The following is a 23,889-nucleotide window of genomic DNA, read 5'->3' as shown; positions in this document are numbered from 1 at the left end:
CATAAAGACATAACTGGAACTTTTTAGTCACCTAGAGCGATACAGGTTCTGACGAAGTCAAAACCGCGCTCCACAACTTTACTGTCGCATGTCTTTGGTCGCAAAACCGATTACACTTTTGCGAGACATGCTTAAGGTGAGCATTGATTAATGAGAATAATCAAGCCTATCGAGCGATTAGTATTGGTAAGCTTCATGCATTGCTGCACTTCCACACCCAACCTATCAACGTCGTAGTCTACAACGGCTCTCAAGGGAAAACTGGTTTCGAGGTGGGTTTCCCGCTTAGATGCCTTCAGCGGTTATCCCTTCCGTACATAGCTACCCTGCAATGCTGCTGGCGCAACAACAGGTCCACCAGAGGTACGTCCACCCCGGTCCTCTCGTACTAAGGGCAGATCCTCTCAATTTTCCTACACCCACGGCAGATAGGGACCGAACTGTCTCACGACGTTCTGAACCCAGCTCACGTACCGCTTTAATTGGCGAACAGCCAAACCCTTGGGACCTGCTCCAGCCCCAGGATGCGATGAGCCGACATCGAGGTGCCAAACAACCCCGTCGATATGGACTCTTGGGGGTCATCAGCCTGTTATCCCCGGCGTACCTTTTATCCGTTGAGCGATGGCCCTCCTCACGTGGGACCACCGGATCACTATGACCGACTTTCGTCTCTGCTCGACATGTATGTCTCGCAGTCAGGCAGGCTTATGCCATTGCACTCAACGAGCGATTTCCGACCGCTCTGAGCCCACCATCGCGCGCCTCCGTTACTCTTTGGGAGGCGACCGCCCCAGTCAAACTACCCACCACACACTGTCCCGGATCCGGATAACGGACCGCGGTTAGACATCCATGTAGATAAGGGTGGTATTTCATCTTGCGGCTCCACATCAGCTGGCGCCAACGCTTCAAAGCCTACCACCTATCCTACACATGCCGACACGAATGCCAGTGTGAAGTTGTAGTAAAGGTGCACGGGGTCTTTCCGTCTGACCGCAGGAACCCCGCATCTTCACGGGGAATTCAATTTCACTGAGTCTATGCTGGAGACAGTGGGGAAGTCGTTACGCCATTCGTGCAGGTCGGAACTTACCCGACAAGGAATTTCGCTACCTTAGGACCGTTATAGTTACGGCCGCCGTTTACCGGGGCTTCAATTCAAAGCTCTCACCTCTCCTTTTAACCTTCCGGCACCGGGCAGGCGTCAGACCCTATACGTCGTCTTGCGACTTCGCAGAGCCCTGTGTTTTTGTTAAACAGTCGCCACCCCCTGGTCTGTGCCCCCCACACCTGCTTGCGCAAGCATGGGGCTCCCTTCTCGCGAACTTACGGGAGCAATTTGCCGAGTTCCTTCAGCATAGTTCTCTCAAGCGCCTTGGTATACTCTACCTATCCACCTGTGTCGGTTTCGGGTACGGTCTAATGTGGGAGCTATTTCCTGGAACGTCTTCGCAGCATCTCCAATCCGATAAGGAGATACAACTTACAACATCCGTCACTACCCACTGGTGCAGGAATATTAACCTGCTTCCCATCGACTACGCATTTCTGCCTCGCCTTAGGGGCCGACTAACCCTGCGCAGATTAGCTTTACGCAGGAACCCTTGGATTTTCGGCGACAGTGTTTCTCACACTGTTTATCGTTACTCATGTCAGCATTCGCACTTCTGATATCTCCAGGTGTCCTCACAGATCACCCTTCGCAGACTTACAGAACGCTCCGCTACCGCGCATATTGCTATGCACCCGTAGTTTCGGTGCTTGGCTTTAGCCCCGTTACATTTTCGGCGCAAAGACCCTTATTTAGACCAGTGAGCTGTTACGCTTTCTTTAAAGGATGGCTGCTTCTAAGCCAACCTCCTGGTTGTTTTGGGATCCTCACATCCTTTCCCACTTAGCCAAGACTTGGGGACCTTAACTGACGGTCAGGGTTGTTTCCCTCTCCACGACGGACGTTAGCACCCGCCGTGTGTCTCCCGCGCATTACTTCCAGGTATTCGGAGTTTGGTTAGGTTTGGTAATCCGTTATGGACCCCTAGCCCATCCAGTGCTCTACCCCCTGGAGTATTCACGCGAGGCGCTACCTAAATAGCTTTCGCGGAGAACCAGCTATTTCCAGCCTTGATTGGCCTTTCACCCCTAGCCACAAGTCATCCCCGGCCTTTTCAACGGACGTGGGTTCGGCCCTCCAGTGCATGTTACTGCACCTTCAGCCTGCTCATGGCTAGATCGACTGGTTTCGGGTCTAATCCAACGAACTAAGACGCCCTATTAAGACTCGGTTTCCCTGCGCATACACCTATCGGTTTAAGCTTGCTCGCTAAATTAAGTCGCTGACCCATTATACAAAAGGTACGTGGTCACCATTGCAGGCTCCCACTGTTTGTAGGCATTCGGTTTCAGGTACTATTTCACTCCCCTTGTCGGGGTGCTTTTCACCTTTCCCTCACGGTACTGGTTCACTATCGGTCGCTGAGGAGTACTTAGGCTTGGAAGGTGGTCCTCCCATGTTCGAACAGGATTTCACGTGTCCCGTCCTACTCAAGTCTGCATACGATTTCTACCCATACGGGGCTATCACCCTCTATGGCGTGCCTTCCCAGACACTTCCGGTTTAATCATACACAGCACAGGCCTGGTCCGCGTTCGCTCGCCGCTACTAGCAGAGTCTCGGTTGATGTCCTTTCCTCCGGGTACTTAGATGTTTCAGTTCCCCGGGTTCGCCTCTTACACCTATGTATTCAGTGCAAGATACAGCCGAAGCTGTGGGTTTCCCCATTCGGAAATGCGTGGATCAAAGCTTATTCGCAGCTCCCCACGCCTTATCGCAGCGTATCACGTCCTTCATCGCCTCTCAGCGCCAAGGCATTCACCAAATGCCCTTAAGTCGCTTGATCATTCTCATTATCAATGCTCACCCGTCACGCCAACTCGCTTGGAACTCTTTTGAGCCGGCAGGTAAACATTGAGAAAGACCAGTTATGTGCAAGATTTGTTTGACAGTTTGCGGTCAAGCTCACTGACTTGGGTTACAAGTAGACCGTCCAAGCGTTGATGTATACGCTATGTAGGCAGGACAGCCCAAACAAATCCCTTCTTTACAATGTCAAAAGAACAGAGCCGAACAGCTCGAAGCTGATCGGAAACTTTTATATTCTCTGAGGGTCTTAAGCACCACGCGTGTCGCGCCTGGATGGCGAAACAAAACAAACCGAAAAATGGTGGAGGCGGACGGGATCGAACCGACGACCTGAAGCTTGCAAAGCTACCGCTCTCCCAACTGAGCTACGCCCCCGGTATTTTCCGAAAACCGCTGCTTGTGCTGTGTTGCCGCTAATCGAGCACTTAAATGCCGTTAGTAACCACCAAAACCCATCATGTGAAGCATGGTGGGCCTGGGTAGACTCGAACTACCGACCTTACGCTTATCAGGCGTACGCTCTAACCACCTGAGCTACAGGCCCCTTTAACAAAGGAAAAAGGCTCGTGCTCTCGTGTGCGACCCTCGAGAAAGAGAAACGTAGACGGCGAATGTCCCGCATAATACGAGGCTTGAGACCCCGTTTTTTGTTCTATGACGAACCGATATGAAGTCTGGCGGAATGCCAGGTTCGATGAAGGTTCATCCTTAGAAAGGAGGTGATCCAGCCGCAGGTTCCCCTACGGCTACCTTGTTACGACTTCACCCCAGTCGCTGACCCTACCGTGGCCGGCTGCCTCCCGAAGGTTAGCACACCGTCTTAAGGTAAAACCAACTCCCATGGTGTGACGGGCGGTGTGTACAAGGCCCGGGAACGTATTCACCGTAGCATGCTGTTCTACGATTACTAGCGATTCCAACTTCATGCACTCGAGTTGCAGAGTGCAATCCGAACTGAGACGGTTTTTTGGGATTAGCATCTTCTCGCGAAGTAGCTGCCCACTGTCACCGCCATTGTAGCACGTGTGTAGCCCTACCCGTAAGGGCCATGAGGACTTGACGTCATCCCCACCTTCCTCCGGCTTATCACCGGCAGTCCCTCTAGAGTGCCCAACTAAATGCTGGCAACTAAAGGCGAGGGTTGCGCTCGTTGCGGGACTTAACCCAACATCTCACGACACGAGCTGACGACAGCCATGCAGCACCTGTCACCGATCCAGCCTAACTGAAGGAATTCATCTCTGAAAACCGCGATCGGGATGTCAAGGGTAGGTAAGGTTCTGCGCGTTGCTTCGAATTAAACCACATGCTCCACCGCTTGTGCGGGCCCCCGTCAATTCCTTTGAGTTTTAATCTTGCGACCGTACTCCCCAGGCGGAATGTTTAATGCGTTAGCTGCGCCACCGAACAGTATACTGCCCGACGGCTAACATTCATCGTTTACGGCGTGGACTACCAGGGTATCTAATCCTGTTTGCTCCCCACGCTTTCGCACCTCAGCGTCAGTACCGGACCAGTTAGCCGCCTTCGCCACTGGTGTTCTTCCCAATATCTACGAATTTCACCTCTACACTGGGAATTCCACTAACCTCTTCCGGACTCAAGATCTCCAGTATCAAAGGCAGTTCTGGAGTTGAGCTCCAGGATTTCACCTCTGACTTAAAGACCCGCCTACGCGCGCTTTACGCCCAGTAATTCCGAACAACGCTTGCCCCCTCCGTATTACCGCGGCTGCTGGCACGGAGTTAGCCGGGGCTTCTTCTGTGGTTACCGTCATTATCTTCACCACTGAAAGAGCTTTACAACCCTAGGGCCGTCATCACTCACGCGGCATGGCTGGATCAGGCTTGCGCCCATTGTCCAATATTCCCCACTGCTGCCTCCCGTAGGAGTCTGGGCCGTGTCTAAGTCCCAGTGTGGCTGATCATCCTCTCAGACCAGCTATGGATCGTCGCCTTGGTGAGCCATTACCTCACCAACAAGCTAATCCAACGCGGGCCCCTCTATCGGCGATAAATCTTTCTCCCGAAGGACGTATACGGTATTAGCAGTCGTTTCCAACTGTTGTTCCGTACCGAAAGGTAGGTTCCCACGCGTTACTCACCCGTCTGCCACTCCCCCGAAGGGGCGTTCGACTTGCATGTGTTAAGCCTGCCGCCAGCGTTCGTTCTGAGCCAGGATCAAACTCTCAAGTTTGAAACGTTTTGCTCAGTTAACGATTGCTCGTCGACTGTTCAATTATTTGCGTTTGCGTAATTGACGAGTTACCATGTTTTATCACGCCCAATTGCTTGGACGATCAAAGCTTGGCTTCTCTAAACGCAAGTTTAGCGTCTCTTTTGTGTTCCGCTCCACTCCCTTAGATAGGGTGCTTCATCACGAAACCGCCAGGACACGCGCCGCCTGCGTTTCTCTTTCTCTGTTCAACAATGTCAAAGAGCGACGGAAGACCTTGCGGACCTCCACCCCTGAAAACCGGCGGCAGGCGTCTGCGGTTTGCATTAAACCGCTTAATCTGTCGTTAGTCTCAGGAGACAACAAAGAACGCTCGCCAACGAGTGGCGCCCGCTCTTCAGTGAGGCGGTTTATAGTTGCGAGGCAGCCTGACTGTCAAGCGGATTGTCGCAAAAAGTTCGTAAAAGATTCAACAAAATCGAAAACCGCCCGAAAACCCTCTAAAACAACCGTTTTCCGGTTGCTTCTGCACACCTGCAAACAGGCTGGCCGGCCTGCCCTGCACGCTTGCATTTATTAAAGAAACTATTTAGTATCTTTATTTCGGTTTTCAATAGCCTGCCGGAGCCTAAAATGAACGATAGCCGCCAGCAATTGCTGCACATCCTGAAAACACTCGGTCCGCGATCCACATCAAGCCTGGCAAACCGGCTTGAAATGACCCTGGCAGGTGCTCGCAAGCACCTCAAGCTCCTGGAACAGGAAAAGCTGGTTGCGTCGAGCGGCATTGCCGGTGGGGTCGGCAGGCCTGACATGGTGTGGCGGTTGACAAAGACCGGCCACGACCGGTTTCCCGACACTCATGACAGCCTGACACTCGACCTGATCGGCTCGATCCGCTCCGTCTTCGGCGAGGCCGGCCTGGACAAACTGATCGCTGCCCGCGAAAGCGAAACCACAAAGCGCTATGCCCATGCTCTTGGCTCCGCCGGTTCGCTGCGCCAGAAAGTCGAACGCCTGGCCGAGCTGCGCAGCGAGGAAGGATATATGGCGCAGGCCGAACAGATCGATGACCGGACATGGCGGCTGGCGGAAAATCATTGCCCGGTGTGCGCTGCAGCCAGCGTCTGTCAGGGCCTGTGCCGGTCCGAACTGGCCGTCTTCAGGCAAGTGCTCGGTAAATCGGTCACGGTGGAACGCGACGAGTACCTGCTGGATGGCGCGCGGCGCTGCTCCTATCTCATCCGGTCGCTCGTTGCGGCCCCTGCACGGGCTGCGGGCTCGTGACCAAAGTCAACCGTCAAGGCCCGTCACCGGCACAGGCGTCAACAGCGAAGACACCGGCTGCGCGGCCAAACTGGCGCGCATTGTTGCAGTCCGGGGTGCTGTTGCGGTTTATTTTCCTCGGGCTTGGCATCTGGCTGCACGCTGCCGATGAACTGATCATCTCAACTCTGATCACCGATATCGTCGGTGACATCGGCGGCATTGAACTTTTGGGATGGAACCTGGCTCTATACGAACTCGGATCAATTCTGGCCGGCGCCGCCATGGGCCTGCAGATCGCCCGCACGGGATTGCGCACAGGTTTCGCCATGTCGGCCCTCGCCTATGCGGCCGGCTGCACGATATCGGCGCTGGCTCCTGCCATGGAGGTCATGCTACTTGGCCGGCTCGCCCAGGGCTTTGGCGGCGGCGGGCTCGTGGCGGTGGCGTTCATTGCAGTGGAGAAGCTGTTCGACAGGTCCATCTGGCCGCAATTGTTTGCCCTGCTGTCGGCGATATGGGGGGTATCGGCATTCCTCGGCCCGCTGATCGGCGGCCTGTTCGCGCAGGCGGACTGGTGGCGCGGCGCGTTCTGGTTTTTCGGTATCCAGGCAGCAGCACTGGCTGCCGCCGCCTACATTATAATACCTGCACAACACGTTACCGGCGCACCGGACAACAATGGCAGCGCACCGGGGGCCGGCCTCTCATCCGCTCAAAACGGCTCCGCACCCGGCGTTTTTCCGGCCCGCCGGCTGGCCGTTCTGGCCGTCTCGATCATCGCAATTGCCTGGTCCGGCATCACCGATAATCTGACAGCGGCGATCGTGGCCGGGTGTGCTGGTCTGGCCGGTGTGTTTGCCTTCCTGGCGATCGACCAGAATCGCGCTGCCGGTCATATTCTTCCATCCGCAATCCGGACCCGAGGCAGCACCGCCCGCAACTCGCTTGTGATGGTTTTCTGCCTGGCCGCATCGACGGTCTCATTCGCCGTTTTCGGACCTGTACTGCTGCGCGTCCTGCATCAACTCTCAGCCCTGGAAACAGGTTATGTTATTGCTTTGGAATCAATAGGTTGGTCAGTTGCCGCCATTGCGCTGGCGAACCAGCCCGAGCACCGGGAAAAGCTGATCATCAGAACCGGCGCGAGCCTGGTGCTCATCGCGCTGACGGGATTTGCCGTGACGATGGTTTCAGGCCCCGTCTGGTTGATCTGCATGTTTGCTGTCTTGATGGGCGCGGGCTTCGGCATGTTCTGGAGTTTCATCATCCGGCGGCTGGTCGAGGCCGTTGACGAAGACGAACGCTCCATTGCGGCGGCGTCAATTCCGCTGGTGCAGCGAATCGCGTATGCCCTGGGCGCGGCCGTTGCAGGACTTGTTGCCAACTCTGCGGGCTTTTCCGGCGGGCTTTCGGCCCAGACTTCGCAGATTGTCGCCATCTGGGTTTTTGTCGCGTTTATTCCAGTTGCCATAATTGGGGTTTTTGCAGGCTTCAAAATGTCTGCAAGATGACTGATTTGTGTCATAAAAAAGGCACACCTGCGAAACCATGCCATTTATGGCCAAGTTAACCGCCGATAAACCATATTCTTCCAGTATGAGGTTCTACAAGGTTGTCTAAAATTTGCCTTACAACCTCACAGCCGCCAACGTCAACTCATTGTGCAAGCTCAGGTTTTCAGCTTCACGAGGTCTCGAAAGGTTGACACGAAGCGCACTGACAGGCATTGTCCCGTCAGTTGGTGGGGACGGCTGACCAGCAGTTTTACGACTGCGTTCAGCATAGCGTTTGTCAGGTTTGGGTGACTGCGTGACGACAAAGCAGCGCAGGATGGGTGTGTTCGCATCAATCCGGCGTCCAAAACGGGATTTGCAATCTACCGGGCAGGTGGCGTTTGTGATCCGGTCAGGTCAAGGGGTTCTACGGGTTTGAAGTCATTGTTCAAAAAGATGCGGCCGCACAAGGCAGGCTCTTTGACAGAGACCGCTCGTAAACTAAGCATCGATGATCTGGCTGTCGACAACACCGATTTTTTCCTGGTCCCAAAACAGAAATCCAATAATTTCCAGCTGGTTAGCCTGGTGGCGTTTACACTGTTCGGTGGAGCCGCCGCTGCCGGTCTTGCATTGAGCTGGCCGTCTACCACGCAAGGCGTGATCGCCAACAGCTGGCAGATGCAGGGAGCTCAGTCGGCAAATCATTCAGCCCAGCCTGCAAGCCTCATCCAGACATCCACCAAGGGCGATTTCAACGGTGCCATCGCCAAGGCGGTTTCCGCCAGTCCGATGCAGCCATTGTCGGTGGCCTATATCCAGGGCCAGCCGGACACAAGTGGCATCAACGCAACCGGCGATTTGCTGTCGCAGAACAGCTATCCGGCTCCAGGCAACACTGCGCTGACCTATGGCGAGCCAATCATTCTTGAAAACAGCATCGAGCTTGCCTCTTTGCCCGATGCAAGCAATTCCACCAGCGTCTCCAAGACATTGCCGCCGGAACCGGTGGATGAAGAAGTTGTTCTGCGCCGGGGCGACACGCTGATCGGCCGCATGGTCAATCTCGGTGTTACCATCGAAAGTGCCCGCGCGGTCGCAGCGGCAATCGAACCGGTTTTCCCCGGCCGCCTGGTTCGCACTGGCCAGAGGTTCTCCGTAACGCTCGACAAGCAGCAGGATTTCTACGGCAATGAAGTTATCGCGCCGGTGCGGGTATCGTTTACACCGCCGGGTGGCGAGGAACTGATCGTTGAGTCCGACGATGACGGTCGTTACATCGCAACCATTGGCGGCAAGAAAGCCAAGCCGCTGTCGCGTATCGCCAATGCGCCGCACTATCGCGCCAAGGCAAAGGTATCGTCTTCGGTTTACGCGGCTGCTCGCGACAACGGTGTTCCGGGTTATGTAATCAACGCCGCCATGAAGGTGCTTGGTCACAATATCGACCTGCAGCGCCAGATTCATTCCGGTGATCAGATTGACCTGTTCTACGGAAATCCGCTCAGCGGCTCGTCGACAAAGCGTAAAGTTCTGCATTATGCCAAGTTGCGCACATCCGGCCGCGACCACATCTACTACCGGTTCACCGACGCAAAGGGCCACACGTCGTACTATGACGAAAACGGCGTGGGTTCCAACAAATCACTGATGCGCACACCCATTTCCGGCGGCCGCATAACGTCCGGTTTTGGCATGCGGCGTCATCCGCTGCTCGGCTATAACAAGCTCCACACCGGCATCGATTTTGGCGCTGCCCGCGGCACGCCGATCAAGGCAGCCGGTGATGGTGTCGTGGTACATGCCGGCTGGCGTGGCTCCTATGGCCGTACCGTCGTCATCAAGCACGCCAAGAAGTATTCGACCCTGTATGCCCATATGAGCAAGACCGCCAAGCTGAAAAAGGGCCAGAAGGTCCGCCAGGGTCAGGTTATCGGCTATGTCGGTACAACCGGCCGGTCCACCGGTCCTCACCTGCACTATGAAGTGCGCAAACGCGGGCGCCCGATCAATCCTCGCCGCGTGCAGGTGGCATCATCCGGCCGCAAGTTGAAGGGCAAGGATCTGCGGGCATTCAAGCAGCAGAAGAGGAAAGTCCTGGCTCTCATGCAGGAAGCGCCATCCTCGATCCAGATCGCCCAGGTCAACGGCCAGTAGAGCCCGCACCCTCTGACCCGTCTTCCCGCCTAAGCTGAAAAGCTATTCACCCATGGTCCATTGCAACGGTTTGCCGTCGCGCAGGCCCGACAGCTCAACCTGCTCGCCGGGCCGCCTGCCGGCCATGACCGACAGCCAGTCGTGGGGTTTGCGGATACGCCTGCCATTTGCCAGATAGACGGTATCACCCGCCTTGAGCCCTGACTTGTCGCCGGCCAGTCCCGGCACGATTTTCACCACCAGCGCGCCCTGCCGGCCTGCCTCGCCTTTGCGCGGCACAGCGCGCAGCAGCACGCCCGTCCTGGCCGGGACAAACCGGCCGGTACCGGCAAGAGCGTCGGCAATGACCTCGACCAGTCTCGCATCAACCGCAAAGTTCACCCCTATGTTGGCATCCGCCCGCTTGGTGAAGATGGCAGACAGCATGCCTGTAAAACGGCCCTGCATGTCCACCAGCGCGCCGCCCGACATGCCCGGGTTCACGGCAGCATCCGTCTGGATGAAATCTTCAATGGCGTTGAACCCGACGCCAGCGCGATGCACCGCAGATATCCGGCCGCAACTGAGAGACAGGCCGACGCCGAACGCGTTTCCGATGGCGCATACTTCATCACCCAGGCCCGGTTCGCTGCCGCGTCCGGCAATTGCCGGCAATTTCTGATCGATCCTGAGCACGGCAAGGTCACTTGCCTTGTGGCGTGCAACCACGCGGGCACGATAGCTGGTTCCATCATCATCACGCACCAGCACCGGTACCTGGTCCTGAACCGGCCCCAGCACATGATCCGCGGTCACGATTGTGCTGCCATCGCCAATGACAACACCGCTTCCTTCCGGCTCGTCCATATTGGCTGGCCTTCCCGGCCAGACCGGCAGCACTGTCACCACCGACTTGCGCGCTATCTCCATGGGCGAAAGGTCTCGTGCACCGGCGGTTGGTGCGATCAGGCCCAGCGCAAGCATTGCCAGCATCGGCGCAACAAGCTGTTTCTTCATCTCCAGGACCATGTTCTCAACTCCGCGTAAATTCAGGTTGTCCAAGATCACCGACCCGGGTTGACCGGCCATGCAGGCAGACTTCGCGAAACTGGTACAAAAGCGCTGCGGTTGGCGCATACATGCGGTGTCCTATAGTTGGAAACACCGCCGACATGACCGGCTTGCCGCCGGTCTTGTCAGGAACCATTTCAGGAATTGTCGAAACGTCCAGCTCTTGCAGCGGAACCCGATAAAGTTGCGCCACTTCACCAGGATCCGGTTTGAAACCGGGACCGGACCCCGCCCACGCCACCACCGGCGTGATGACGAAGCCGGAGCGGGTCACCATATCGTCCAGCAACCCCAGGACCGACGTCTTTTCAAGCAGGAGCCCAACTTCCTCGTGGGTTTCGCGCAGGGCCGCGTCGATAACGTTTTCACCTTCGTCAAGCCGCCCGCCCGGCAGCGCATACTGGCCGCCATGCCGGTTCAGCCTGCTTGCCCTCAGCGTCACCACGACGTCGCTTGGCGCATCTTGCGACGCGGCACTGATTACCACGGCCACAGCAGCCTTGCGCAGGGATCCGTCGGTAACGGTAACCCGGTCGTGCATTGCAAGATTTTGAATGATGGCTTCACGCAGACCAGCGTTGAGAGAATAGTTCATTCACGCATGGTAGCGTCATTGCAAGTCTGGAAAAAGCAGATACCGGCATTGATCGCGTCAAAACCCGTTTGGTACGCGACGCCAAAGTCAGGCGTCGCGTACCGGATGTGCAGGTTTGTCAGTGAACACTGGCGGGATTGGCAGCATCGTCGCCCGTATTCGGGGCGATGATGGCAGCCTCCAGATCAGCTGCGGTTTCCCCGTTGAAGGTCAGTCCGAGCTTGCCGGCGTCGATGTTGACGGTCTGCTCGTCGTGAATCCGGCCTTCAAGTATCGCTTCGGCCAGCGGATCCTGCACCAGCTTCTGGATCACCCGTTTTAGCGGGCGTGCCCCGTAGGCCGGATCGTAACCCTGAGTTGCCAGGTGTTCCCGCGCCTTGGTCGTAAGATCCAGAACGATCTTGCGATCTTCCAGCAGGTTGGCCAGCCGGGCCAGCTGGATGTCCACAATGGCACCCATGTTCTCCCGCTTGAGCCGGTGGAACAGAATGATCTCGTCAAGCCGGTTGAGAAATTCCGGCCGGAAGTGTGAACGCACCAGGTCCATGACCTGCCCGCGCGCAGCTTCCGCGGCTTCATCTTCCTTGAGCGCAACCAGAAACTCCGACCCGATGTTGGAGGTCATGATGATCAGCGTGTTGCGGAAGTCCACCGTGCGGCCCTGGCCGTCGGTCAGGCGGCCATCGTCAAGCACCTGCAGGAGAACATTGAACACATCGGGATGCGCCTTTTCGATCTCGTCAAACAGGATAACCTGATAAGGCCGGCGGCGCACGGCTTCAGTCAACGCACCGCCTTCATCATACCCGACATAGCCCGGGGGCGCGCCGATCAGCCGGGCAACGGAGTGCTTCTCCATGTACTCCGACATGTCGACACGGACCATCGCCTGTTCATCATCGAACAGGAACGCCGCCAGCGCCTTGGTCAACTCGGTCTTACCGACACCGGTTGGCCCCAGGAACATGAACGAGCCAATCGGCCGGTTCGGATCCTGAAGACCGGCACGCGCACGGCGCACCGCGGTTGAAACAGAGCGGACCGCATCTGCCTGTCCGACGACCCGCTTGGCCAGTTCAGCTTCCATGGTGAGCAGTTTCTCGCGCTCACCTTCCAGCATCTTGTCCACCGGAATGCCGGTCCAGCGCGATACGACGCCGGCGATGTGGCTCTCGCTGACCGCTTCTTCCATCAACGGATTGGCGGGTTTGCAGATCGCTTCGGTGTCGGCCAGTTTCTTCTCCAGTTGCGGAATCGCGCCATAGGCAAGCTCGCCCGCCTTGGCCAGGTCACCGCCGCGCTGCGCCTGTTCAAGCTCGAGCCGGGCCTGATCAAGTTCTTCCTTGATCTTCTGGGCCTCATTGAGCTTCTGCTTTTCCGACTGCCAGGTCTGGGTCAGGGCCGACGATCTTTCTTCAAGATCAGCCAGGTCCTTTTCCAGCTTGCCGAGCCGGGTCTTGGACGCTTTGTCATCTTCCTTCTTCAAGGCCTCGCGCTCAATCTTCAACTGAATGATGCGCCGGTCGAGTTCGTCCAGCTCTTCAGGTTTTGAGTCAACCTGCATGCGCAGGCGCGAGCCCGCCTCATCCATCAGGTCGATGGCCTTGTCAGGCAGAAACCGGTCCGTGATATAGCGATTCGAAAGGTTGGCCGCTGCCACCAGTGCTGCATCGGTGATGCGTACACCATGGTGCAACTCGTACTTTTCCTTCAGGCCACGCAGGATCGAAACCGTATCCTCGACGGTAGGCTCGCTTATGAACACCGGCTGGAAACGCCGTGCCAGGGCAGCATCCTTTTCCACGTGCTTGCGGTACTCATCCAGCGTTGTGGCGCCGACGCAGTGCAGTTCACCGCGTGCCAGGGCAGGCTTGAGCAGGTTTGACGCATCCATTGCGCCGTCCGCCTTGCCTGCTCCCACGAGGGTATGCATTTCGTCGATAAACAGGATGATGTTGCCGGCAGCCGCCTGCACTTCCGACAGCACGGACTTGAGCCGTTCCTCGAACTCGCCGCGATACTTTGCGCCGGCAATCAGCGCACCCATGTCCAGCGCCATCAGTTTCTTGTCGCGCAGGCTTTCAGGCACATCGCCATTGATGATGCGAAGCGCCAGGCCTTCGGCAATTGCCGTCTTGCCGACACCGGGCTCACCGATCAGAACCGGGTTGTTCTTGGTGCGTCGTGACAATACCTGAATTGCGCGGCGGATCTCTTCATCGCGTCCGATGACCGGATCAAGCTTTCCCTCCCGGGCAGCTTCAGTCAGGTCGCGGGCAAACTTCTTCAAGGCATCATAGCCTTCTTCGGCAGACGCTGAGTCTGCGGTACGGCCCTGGCGCAACTCGTCAATCGCCTTGTTCAATCCGGTCGGCGTGACGCCACCTGCTTTCAGCGCATCCTGCGCGCCCGATTTTTCAATCGTCAGCGCCTGCAGCAGGCGCTCAGCCGTAACGAAACTATCACCAGCCTTGCTGGAGATCTGCTGGGCCGTTTCAAACAGCCGGGCGGTTTCCGGCGCCAGATAAAGTTTGCCGGCACCCGAGCCGTCCACTTTCGGAAATTTTGCAAGGCGTGCGCTGGTATCGGCGAGAACCGCCTTGGCATCACCACCGGCAGACTTGATCAGACCCGACGCAAGACCCTGGTCGTCATCGAGCAGCACTTTCAGAACATGCTCGGCAGAAAACTGCTGGTGATTTTCGCGTAGTGCCAGGTTCTGGGCGGCTTGAACAAAGCCCTTGGCACGCTCGGTGTATTTTTCAAAATCCATTACAACCTCCTTCTGGCATATCCGGTTGCACAACCCGCAATTGCAGCGCTGAAATCTGGATATCCGGTTCTGGATTCAGGGCGGTGAGCCCTACCTTTTTGTTGTTTCCCGCCCGGCCAGTGAAGGATGCCGCTATCAGCCAACATTCATGAACCACTGGTCAAACAGGATGCTTCCTGCCAGATATAGTGATCGTTTTTTCCATAACAAGATTCGGGCAGCCCAAATATGGCCAGCATGATTACCATCTGCGCACTGAACACCTATCCCGTGAAGGGCATGACGGTTCAGACCCATGAGTCAATTCAGGTCAGTGCCGGAGAAACTTTTCCATTTGACCGAAGTTGGGCAATCGAAGCCGGCGCGAGGAAATTCGATGTGGCCGCACCGGCGTACCTGCCCAAAATTGCGTTCACCCAGTTGATGAGTCATGAGAAGATTGCCGGCCTTGAAACCAATATGGATGTATCCGGCGGCAACCCGGTTTTCACCATAAACCGCGGCGGCAAGCAGGTTGCGCGCGGTGACCTGTCAACGCCGGTCGGGCGACAGATCATTGAGCAGTTCATGGCCGCCTACATGAAGGACGAACTGCGCGGCAGTCCGCGCGTTGTGCATGCCGATGGTCACCATTTCACCGATGTGCCGGCAAAATTCATCTCGATCCTCAACCTGGCAAGTGTGAGAGAAATCGAACGCGTGGTAGGAAAGCCACTGGATCCATTGCGGTTTCGCGCCAACATTCACATAGACGGCGCACAACCGTGGGAAGAATTCAGCTGGCTGGGCAAGACACTACAGATAGATGGAGCACCGGTATTCCGGGTCGCTGAACGCATTCAACGGTGTGCTGCCACAAGTGTAAATCCGCAAACAGCCGAGCGCGACATGAACCTGCCACGCACCTTGATGTCCGCCTTCCAGCACGATGACTGCGGGATTTATGTCAGCGCATCAGCGGACCACGTTCTGGAAACCGGTCATGAGGTCACTGTCGAATAGGCAACAAGGCGCTTTCGGCGCGCGGCTGAAAAGGTCAGGCCGCCTAGGCGGCACTGATATCCTCAGCCGCTTCATCCTGAGCCGATGCTTCCGCAGATGCCGCAGATGCTTCGTCGCCGGATGAGCCTGCATCGTCTGCCGCATCAGCCGGTTTTGCCTTGCGTGCGCGGGGCTGGCGTTTCGGCTTGGCCTCGACAGGCGCATCGTCGCCATCGCTGCCGGCATTGCCGTCACGATCTCCCGTCTCACGGCGCAGGAAGTCAGGCGCCTGTGCCTGCCAGTTTTCGTCACCTTCCGACGACGAAGCAGGCTGTGCCTCTTCACTGCGATTTGCGGCAGTTTCAGCATCTGCAGCAGGGCGCTGACGGCCATTGCCGCGTTGCCCGCGATTGCTTCTGCGGTTGCTATTCCGGCCGCTGTTATCCTGCCCGCCGTCTTCGCTTGCAGTTGCTTGCTTGCCGTCCGCTTCACCGTCATTGGCGGAAGCTGTTTCAGCTTCGCCGTCACCGTCATCACGGCGCTGCTGGGCTTGTTGAGCCTGCTGAGCCTGTTGGTTTTGCTGATTGAACGCCTGGGCCGCTGCCACGATCCGCAGGTAGTGTTCTGCATGCTGGAAATAGTTTTCCGCGTTTACGTTTTCACCGGACGACACCGCATCACGGGCCAGCTGCAGGTATTTGTCGGCAATTGTCTGGGCATTGCCGCGAACTTTCACGTCCGGGCCATTGCTTTCAAACACGCGATTAAGCGGGTTGGACTGGCGCCCGCCACCGCCGCCGCCACGATTTCCGCCGCCGCCACGTCCGCGTGACCTGTTCTTATTGTGCTGTTGTCCTTGTCTCATTCCGTAATGTCACCTGCAAAATTTACAACAAACCCAGCCTGCCAGCCCTTTCGGGCACAGGAAAACTTTCAAGAAATAGCTTTCAAAGCAAATATGCCTTGCATAACCCCTGCGATATTTAAGCCCCGGACGCCCTGCCCGCCAACAATCCGCAAATGCCACCTTCCAAGCCTCAATGCTCTGGATATCAGTATGGTTTTAAGGTGCCTTGACAAGATCGGCGCATATCTGCCCGCGCCAGCGATCATTCGCTCCAAGAAGTCCTGCGCTCAATGTGATACCACATCGCCGCGCCACATGACTTCGCTGGAATTGAAAATAGCCGCTTGTGCCCGTGTTTCCAAGTAGTTTTTTTCATATGGCAAATTGAATCAACAAACTTTGAAAACCGCACACCGGATTATACTGGCCAGATCTCTTATGAGACCCGCACTGCCGTCTGCCAGCACAAGCCCATCGCGCGCCGCAATCTGCACAACCGCTTCGTGCTGGCCCTGGCCAAATTCAACCAGCATATGGCCGTCAGTTCGCATCAGTCCGGCAGCATCTGAAAAAATCGCCCGATAGGCATCCAGTCCATCCGTCCCCCCGTCCAGAGCCAGGCCGGGATCATAGTTGCGGACATTTGCTTCAAGGCCGGCGATCTCGCCGCTGGCAATATAGGGCGGATTCGCAACCACCAGGTCAAACTTGCCGGTGACACCGTCTGCCCAGTTGGTACAAACAGTTTCAAGGCGGTCATCAACTCCCAGCGCAATGGCATTGCTGCGGCAAACCCCGAGCGCCTCATCCGAAATGTCCGTGGCAACTCCGCTTGCAGACACAACCTCTGCCAGCAGCGAAATGACTATGGCACCGGTGCCGGTGCCGATATCGAGCACCCGTGCCGGCCGATCGCCGCGCAACCCCCGCAGCAGCCGCACACCGGTCTCCACCAGAACCTCGGTGTCCGGCCGCGGATCAAGTGTCGCCGGTGCAACCGAGAATCCACGCCCGAAAAACTGCTTGCATCCGATCAGCCGCGACACCGGTTCGCCCGCCTGGCGGCGATCGATCATCTCTTCAATCACAAGGACATGTTCGTCACACACAGGCGTTTGCGGTCTGGCAATCAGGTCCACATCACTCAAACCTGTCACGTGGCAAATAATCAACCGCCCGTCGAGCATGGCTGTATCGATACCCGCAGCCTTCAATCTGGCGGCAATGGCGCGATGCAACTCCGCAACCTTACGCGGCATATTCATCGCCATCAGCTGCCAGAAGCGTAGCCTGATGATCAGCCACAAGGGCGTCGATGATTTCGTCGAGCCCTTCACCGGCAATTATGGTGTCGAGCTTGTACAGCGTAAGGTTGATACGATGGTCGCTCACCCGGCCTTGCGGATAGTTGTAGGTGCGGATGCGCTCGGAGCGGTCACCGGACCCAACCTGGCCTTTGCGGGCGTCGGAGCGCTCCTGGTCGACCCTGGTTCTTTCCATGTCGTAAAGCCGCGCCAGCAATTCCTTCATGGCGCTGGCCCGGTTCTGATGTTGGCTCTTTTCTGCCCGGACCACCACGATGCCACTGGGAACATGAGTTATACGAACTGCGGAATCAGTCGTGTTGACATGCTGCCCTCCGGCACCTGATGCACGCATTGTATCGATGCGTATATCTTCATTTCGAACTTCGACATCGACCTCTTCGGCTTCCGGTAAAACCGCAACCGTTGCAGCCGAGGTATGTATCCGGCCCTGCGCTTCGGTTTCAGGCACCCTTTGCACACGGTGCACCCCGGATTCGAATTTGAGTTTGGCATAAACACCGGCGCCGGAAATACTGGCTATGATTTCCTTGTAGCCGCCGTGTTCTGCCTCGCTTGCTGACATTATCTCGACCTTCCAGCCGTGCAGGCTGGCATGGCGCTGGTACATGCGGAACAGGTCGCCGACAAACAGCGCCGCTTCATCACCACCGGTGCCTGCCCGTATTTCAAGTATGACATCTCTTTGATCTGCTGCATCTTTAGGCAGCAACTGCAGCCGCAGGTCGTGCTCAAGCGTTTCCAGGCTTTGCTTCAGGCCGTCATGCTCAGCCCGCGCCAACTCTTCCATTTCAGCATCGCCGGAGCGCATCATTTCTTCCACGCCGGACAGTTCTTCGACGGTGGAACGCAAGGAACGGATGACTGAAACCGTTGCTTCAAGTTCGGCATATTCCTTGGACAGCCGCACGAAATCGTCCCCGACAACGCCCGAACCAAGCTCCGCCTCGATAGCGTCGAAGCGTTGCAGGATCTTATCTATTTGCGGACTATCGGAAAGCGACATAATGGCAGTATTGCTTGTGGAACCTGACCTACTTCTACAGCAGCATGAGCAAAAGTATAGGCAGTTTTATCATCTGCAGCACCCTTCGACAGGGGGACAACAGCATGACGATGCAACCGGGCAATGCGGGCCTGGTTGCATCATTCAGGTCCGGAGCGGGAGTATCAGCTGCCGCGGTTGAGCAATTTGTTGATGTCGAGCGTGCGGTTGACAAGAACCTCACCCGGATTGCCGAGGGTTCCGCCGGGCTTTCCGTCGATCTCGAAGGCCAGCAAACCGCCGTCGCGAGCAATCACCACAAGGCCTTCCTGATTGGGCACCTTGAAACGATCGCCAGGGTTCAGGGTGTCGACAAGAATGGTCTTGCCCTTGCCGTCCTCAATGCGCACCCAGACCCGTTCAGATGCACTAAGCACCAACCGGGCGTCGGTGTTGTCGGCACCGAAGATGCGGCCCTTGCCGTCCCGTGTCACAGGTTTGTCGACAGACTTGACGGGCGTGGTGGTTGCCGTTGTCATATTGTCGGCGACGGTTTCTATCTGACCATTGTTCGCGATCAACTTGTCGAGACCACCCAGGCTGTCAGCCGCGCGGTCGGCCTCCGCCGCAAGCAGCGCGCCGATCGGATCGGTTGCCGGATCAATCGCCTCTGCGGTTTTGGACGCTGGAGCAGGCGCATCGCTGAGCGATTGTTCCGCTTTGCTCACATCGGCTGCCACTTCGTTCTTGCTGCCTGTACTGTTGCTGGTTGTATCGCCAGACCCGGCAATCGGAGCCTCTGCAACGGTCTGGCTGGAATCGGACCCGTCGCCGGGCAGCAGCGCGTAACTCACACCACCGAACAGCACGACCGCCGCCAGCACGGAGGCAACGACACCGCCCCCACCGCCGGCGATTTCCTTAAGGCGGCGGCTCAATGGAAAATCTATGATACGGGCGCTGCCGAGCGGCTCCGGCTTGCGTGATCCTTGTGGCCTTGGCGCACTCGATCTCGGCAACAGCTGGGCATAATGCATCATCATCGGTTGTGGATCGAAACCCAGAAACTCGGCATAAGCACCCACCATGCCAATGGCATCGGAGCGATGCGGCATGCGGGTCAGGTCACCACGCTCGATGGCGTCGAGATGGATGGGATGTACTCTTATTGCGCGAGCCACATCACGGAGACTGACCTTGCGGCGTTCACGCTCGCGCTGCAAAAACCAGCCTGCCTCGCCTGCGGGATCTTCGGAACCGTCCGGCTTGGTCCGGTAGCTCTGGAAACTATGATCAAAGTTGCCGTGCGTATGCTGGTTCATCGCCGGGTACTCCTGCTTGATCCGGCGCCTGTGTGCAGCGTGCGCGACCTTCGTGAAGGCACAAAGGTCAAAGCAACTCATACTGACATCCGGAACACTCTAGCCCCGACACAAAATCCGTTCGAAGCTAATGACTATTCGATACCCAGAATGAACAAACAGGGTTAGCAATTCGTGAACGCCACGATACTTTGAGCAAATTTCTGACAACCGCCCGGCAATTTTAACTCACAGGAAGCCGGTTCTCACGCTAAAGCGGTATTCTGTGCTGCCGTGCAAAGCCCACAAGCGGTTCACGCAGCGATGGCGCTTCACTTTCGAAATGATCGCGCAGGAAGGCCCCTGCTTTCACCGAATCGAGTTTCAGGAGCATCTGCTTCACCGGCCCAATCGAAGTCGGCGCCATCGAAATCGACCGGAACCCCAGCGCAATCAGCGCCATGGCCTCAAGCGAACTGCCCGCCATTTCGCCGCACAAGGTCAGCGCCGTGGAATGGCGTTCGCAACTTTCGCGAATGGTATCCATGACCCTGAGAGCCGCCGGCGACAAAACATCATAGCGCCCGGCAAGCTTGGGGTGCTGACGATCGGCGGCAAACATGAACTGCATCAGGTCATTGGATCCGATCGAGACAAAATCCGTGTGCGGCAACAACTGATCAAGCTGCCAGACGAGCGCCGGCACTTCGATCATCGCACCAATCTTGATCTCGCTGGGCAGCTCATACCCGCGATCTGCAAGAAACCGGCATTCCAGGTCCACCAGTTCACGGGCACGCACCATTTCCGATGTTTCCGAGATCATCGGGAACATGACCCGCAGCACCTTGCCTGCCGCGGCTGACAACAAGGCGCGCAACTGCAATCTCAGAAGGGCCGGCCGGTCGAGAGCCATGCGAATGGCCCGCCATCCGATCGCTGGATTCTCTTCCTTTACCGATGTCAGATAAGGCAGCACCTTGTCTGACCCGATATCAAGGGTGCGAAACACAACCGGCCTGTCGCCGGCGCCTTCCAGAATGCTCTCATAGAAGCGTTTCTGTTCGCCAAATCTCGGGAAGCGCCGCGCCAGCATGAACTGCAGTTCGGTGCGAAACAGGCCGATACCCTGCGCACCTGCGGCCTCCAGATGCGGCAGGTCCACAATCAGGCCGGCATTGATCGACAGGTCAATATGACGTCCATCCAGAGTAACAGCCGGTATGTCGCGCATCTTTGCGTATTGTGCCTGGCGTTTCGCATACAGCCGGACCTTTTCGGTGTAAACCTGCTGCACGTCCTGCGATGGGCGCACGTGCACGTCACCCGACCCGCCATCGATGATGATTTCCTGGCCGTCTTCAGCCAGGTCCGACACCGATCTCGCCGACCCGACAGTGGTCACCCCCAGGGCCCGCGCCACGATCGCCACGTGAGAGGTTGAGCCGGCAACTTCCAGCACCAGGCCGCGCAACCTGGACGGGTCATAGTCAAGCAGTTCCGCCGGGCCCATGGTCCGCGCAACAATGATGGAATCTTTGGGCAATTCGGTACGCGAGGCTTTTTCTTCAGCACCTGTCAGAATGCGCAGCAGCCGGTTGGCAATATCATCCAGGTCGTGCAGGCGTTCGCGCAGGTACGGATCGGACTGCCGCGCCATGCGCGCGCGCGTATCTGATTGCACCCGTTCAACCGCTGCTTCCGCGGTCAGGCCCGTGGCAACCGCTTCACGCAGTTTGCGCAGCCAGCCCCGGTCACGGGCGAACATCCGCACCGTTTCAAGCACGTCCTCGAAGTCACTGCTGAACTGGCCGGGCCGCCGGTCTGCAAGCTGATCGACCTGTGCCTGCAACTGGTCTATCGCGACATCAAGCCTGCCGCGTTCTGCTTCGATGTCTTCGGCAATAAACCGGGTCACAATCACCCGCGGCTCATGCAGCACCACATGCCCCAGTGCTACCCCGTCAACCAGACCCTCACCAGTGATGTGATAGGAACCCGTCAGGTGCGCACCGTTGTCAGCCGCTTCAAGTTCGGATTGCACATCGGGCGTGGCTATGACTTCCGCCAGCACCATGGCGACGGTCTGCAGCGCTTCTTCTTCCTCTTCGGTATAACTGCGCTTGACCTGGTTCTGTACAACCAGAACACCGGAAACGACGCCATGGCGCATGATCGGCACACCAAGGAACGAGGAATAAATTTCCTCGCCTGTCTCGGGCAGGTATTTGAAGGCCGGATGGGCCTGGGCATCGGACAATGACAGCGGTTCTGCCTGGTGCGCAATGAAGCCCACCAGGCCTTCACCGGCAAGCAGTGTGGATTTGTGAACCGCGCTGGACTTCAGGCCTTCGGACGCAAACAGTTCCAGATCATTGTTACCCGGGCGTATGACATAGATCGAGCATACCTCGGCCACCATATTGGCCGCGATGAGCGAAACGATCTTGTCGAGTCTTGCCTGCGCAGCTTCCGGTCGTGCCATGACCTCGCGCATGCGTCTGAGCAAAACTCGCGGGCCCTGGACTGGAAGTACCATTAGCGCGCGGTCTCACCTTTCAGCTGTTTTCGCCAATTCATCATCATATTCAAACCTGTAACCATACCAGCTTCATGCCGCTTCCATGCCGTAGGCTTCGTGCAAAACCCGCACGGCAAGTTCAGTATAGTCTTCATCGATCAGCACGGAAATCTTGATTTCCGATGTGGTGATCGCCTGAATGTTGATCCCCTTGTCGGCAAGCGTCTTGAACATGACCGCTGCAACGCCCGCATGGCTTCGCATGCCGATGCCGATTACCGACACCTTGGACACGCCCTTTGACGCTTCAAGCTCCAGAAAACCGATGTCCTGCTTGGCCCCCTCGATCACCTCCATCGCCCGTTCGATGTCCTTGTTGGCGACAGTAAAGGTGATGTTGGCGGTATCTCCGTCTGCCGACACGTTCTGGACAATCATGTCGACGCTGACACCGGCTTCGGCAAGAGGCCCGAACACGGCCGCTGAAACACCCGGCTTGTCCTTGACCCGGCGTATCGACACCTTGGCCTCGTCGCGCGAATAGGCAATTCCGCTGACAACCTGTTGTTCCACAATGTCCTCCTCATCGCAAACTAGTGTGCCGGGGCCGGTACCGTCTTCGCGATTCTGGTTTTCCGACTCAGGGCTTTCAAAACTGGATCGTACCTGCAATGGCACCTTGTGTACCATGGCCAGTTCGACCGACCTGGTCTGTAACACCTTGGCGCCTTGCGAAGCCAGCTCAAGCATCTCTTCATACGAGATGCGACCGACCTTGCGTGCCTTGGGTTCGATACGCGGATCTGTCGTGTAAACCCCGTCCACATCCGTATAGATATCACACTTCGCCTCAAGTGCTGCCGCCAGAGCGACCGCGCTTGTGTCGGATCCGCCACGGCCCAAAGTTGTAATCCGCCCGTTCGACGACAGGCCCTGGAACCCGGCCATGACGGCAACCTGTCCATCCGCCATCGCAGCAATCATGTCGCTGCAGTCAGCGTCAAGAATGCGAGCCGCACCATGTGCGTCACTTGTCAGCATCGGTACTTGCCATCCGGCCCACGAACGCGCTTTCAGTCCCATGGACTGCAGCACGATTGCCAGCAGCCCCGCCGTTACCTGTTCGCCGGATGCCACGACCGCATCATACTCTTTCATATCCTTGGAAACGGTGTTGGCACCGCCGCTGGCAGCAGCTTCGTTGACCCAGCCGACAAGCTGGTCGGTCGTTCCAGACATTGCGGATACAACAACTGCAACCTCATGCCCCGCAGCAGCCTCACGCGCAACATGGCGCGCAACATTGCGGATCCGCTCTATGTCGGCGACAGAGGTTCCACCAAATTTCAGTACAAGCCGGCCCAAGTTCACCCTGCCTTTTCAAAACAAAACCCGCTCGGACCCGGTTGCAGATAACCCGGCACAGCAGCCATTCGACCATCGGTTAGTAGGTAGGGTCAGGACCCTAGTCGCCACCTGACGTGAGAAACTCAT

Annotated in this window: 13 protein-coding genes, 2 tRNA genes and 2 rRNA genes; 4 read left to right on the top strand and 13 right to left on the bottom strand. The window is 57.1% G+C overall.

The window, feature by feature from the left end:
* Nucleotides 1-156: 156 nt before the first annotated feature.
* The 4 genes from DHN55_RS07615 to DHN55_RS07600 all read right to left on the bottom strand — a co-directional run bounded on the left by DHN55_RS07615 (nt 157) and on the right by DHN55_RS07600 (nt 5,119).
* Nucleotides 157-2,900, bottom strand: a 23S ribosomal RNA gene (locus DHN55_RS07615).
* A gap of 322 nt (nt 2,901-3,222) precedes the next feature.
* Nucleotides 3,223-3,298, bottom strand: a tRNA-Ala gene (locus tag DHN55_RS07610).
* 92 nt (nt 3,299-3,390) lie between these two features.
* Nucleotides 3,391-3,467, bottom strand: a tRNA-Ile gene (locus tag DHN55_RS07605).
* A gap of 168 nt (nt 3,468-3,635) precedes the next feature.
* Nucleotides 3,636-5,119 (bottom strand): 16S ribosomal RNA (locus DHN55_RS07600).
* Together the 16S and 23S rRNA genes with 2 tRNA genes alongside form the textbook arrangement of a ribosomal RNA operon.
* A gap of 612 nt (nt 5,120-5,731) precedes the next feature.
* On the opposite strand from DHN55_RS07600, the gene DHN55_RS07595 reads away from it, so the two are divergent.
* From DHN55_RS07595 to DHN55_RS07585, 3 genes are all read left to right on the top strand, one after another.
* Nucleotides 5,732-6,385, top strand: coding sequence for a helix-turn-helix domain-containing protein (locus tag DHN55_RS07595; RefSeq protein ID WP_108880713.1), 654 nt, complete (start codon nt 5,732-5,734; stop codon nt 6,383-6,385).
* Nucleotides 6,382-7,878 carry an MFS transporter gene (locus tag DHN55_RS07590; RefSeq protein WP_337660033.1) on the top strand — a complete coding sequence of 499 codons (1,497 nt, stop codon included), beginning with the start codon at nt 6,382-6,384 and terminating at the stop codon, nt 7,876-7,878. The genes DHN55_RS07595 and DHN55_RS07590 overlap by 4 nt, the downstream gene beginning before the upstream one ends.
* Nucleotides 7,879-8,340: 462 nt before the next feature.
* Nucleotides 8,341-10,017: a M23 family metallopeptidase gene (locus DHN55_RS07585; protein WP_337660032.1), complete on the top strand. Its 1,677-nt coding sequence runs from the start codon at nt 8,341-8,343 to the stop codon at nt 10,015-10,017.
* 42 nt (nt 10,018-10,059) lie between these two features.
* Here the strand turns inward: DHN55_RS07585 and DHN55_RS07580 are convergent, their stop codons facing one another.
* The 3 genes from DHN55_RS07580 to clpB form a co-directional block, all read right to left on the bottom strand.
* Nucleotides 10,060-11,025 carry a S1C family serine protease gene (locus DHN55_RS07580; RefSeq protein WP_337660031.1) on the bottom strand — a complete coding sequence of 322 codons (966 nt, stop codon included), beginning with the start codon at nt 11,023-11,025 and terminating at the stop codon, nt 10,060-10,062.
* Nucleotides 11,026-11,029: 4 nt separating this feature from the next.
* A complete protein-coding gene (locus DHN55_RS07575; protein WP_108880709.1) occupies nt 11,030-11,662 on the bottom strand; it encodes an NUDIX domain-containing protein in 633 nt (210 codons plus the stop codon).
* 118 nt (nt 11,663-11,780) lie between these two features.
* Nucleotides 11,781-14,435 (bottom strand): ATP-dependent chaperone ClpB, encoded by a 2,655-nt coding sequence (gene clpB / locus DHN55_RS07570; RefSeq protein WP_108880708.1) that lies wholly within the window; start codon nt 14,433-14,435, stop codon nt 11,781-11,783.
* Nucleotides 14,436-14,663: 228 nt separating this feature from the next.
* Here clpB and DHN55_RS07565 point away from each other — a divergent pair, with 228 nt between their 5' ends.
* Nucleotides 14,664-15,437 carry an MOSC domain-containing protein gene (locus tag DHN55_RS07565; RefSeq protein WP_108880707.1) on the top strand — a complete coding sequence of 258 codons (774 nt, stop codon included), beginning with the start codon at nt 14,664-14,666 and terminating at the stop codon, nt 15,435-15,437.
* Between the two features lie 43 nt (nt 15,438-15,480).
* Here DHN55_RS07565 and DHN55_RS07560 read toward each other — a convergent pair whose 3' ends face one another.
* The 6 genes from DHN55_RS07560 to DHN55_RS07535 all read right to left on the bottom strand — a co-directional run bounded on the left by DHN55_RS07560 (nt 15,481) and on the right by DHN55_RS07535 (nt 23,760).
* Nucleotides 15,481-16,281 carry a DUF4167 domain-containing protein gene (locus tag DHN55_RS07560; RefSeq protein WP_108880706.1) on the bottom strand — a complete coding sequence of 267 codons (801 nt, stop codon included), beginning with the start codon at nt 16,279-16,281 and terminating at the stop codon, nt 15,481-15,483.
* A gap of 371 nt (nt 16,282-16,652) precedes the next feature.
* A complete protein-coding gene (prmC, locus tag DHN55_RS07555) occupies nt 16,653-17,528 on the bottom strand; it encodes a peptide chain release factor N(5)-glutamine methyltransferase (RefSeq protein WP_337660030.1) in 876 nt (291 codons plus the stop codon).
* Nucleotides 17,512-18,594 carry a peptide chain release factor 1 gene (prfA, locus tag DHN55_RS07550; protein WP_108880704.1) on the bottom strand — a complete coding sequence of 361 codons (1,083 nt, stop codon included), beginning with the start codon at nt 18,592-18,594 and terminating at the stop codon, nt 17,512-17,514. Before prfA ends, prmC begins: the two co-directional genes overlap by 17 nt.
* A gap of 164 nt (nt 18,595-18,758) precedes the next feature.
* Nucleotides 18,759-19,895: a helix-turn-helix domain-containing protein gene (locus tag DHN55_RS07545; RefSeq protein ID WP_337660029.1), complete on the bottom strand. Its 1,137-nt coding sequence runs from the start codon at nt 19,893-19,895 to the stop codon at nt 18,759-18,761.
* A 250-nt stretch (nt 19,896-20,145) separates the two neighbouring features.
* Complete coding sequence (gene ptsP, locus DHN55_RS07540) at nt 20,146-22,359, bottom strand: phosphoenolpyruvate--protein phosphotransferase (RefSeq protein ID WP_337660028.1); 2,214 nt, start codon at nt 22,357-22,359, stop codon at nt 20,146-20,148.
* 126 nt (nt 22,360-22,485) lie between these two features.
* On the bottom strand, nt 22,486-23,760 hold the full coding sequence (locus DHN55_RS07535; protein ID WP_108880701.1) for an aspartate kinase: 1,275 nt from the start codon (nt 23,758-23,760) through the stop codon (nt 22,486-22,488).
* Nucleotides 23,761-23,889 lie beyond the last annotated feature (129 nt).

This window comes from Anderseniella sp. Alg231-50 (assembly GCF_900149695.1).
Taxonomy (GTDB): domain Bacteria; phylum Pseudomonadota; class Alphaproteobacteria; order Rhizobiales; family Aestuariivirgaceae; genus Anderseniella.
Note: the sequence above shows the minus strand (reverse complement) of the source record. Positions and strands in the feature narration are given on the sequence as shown.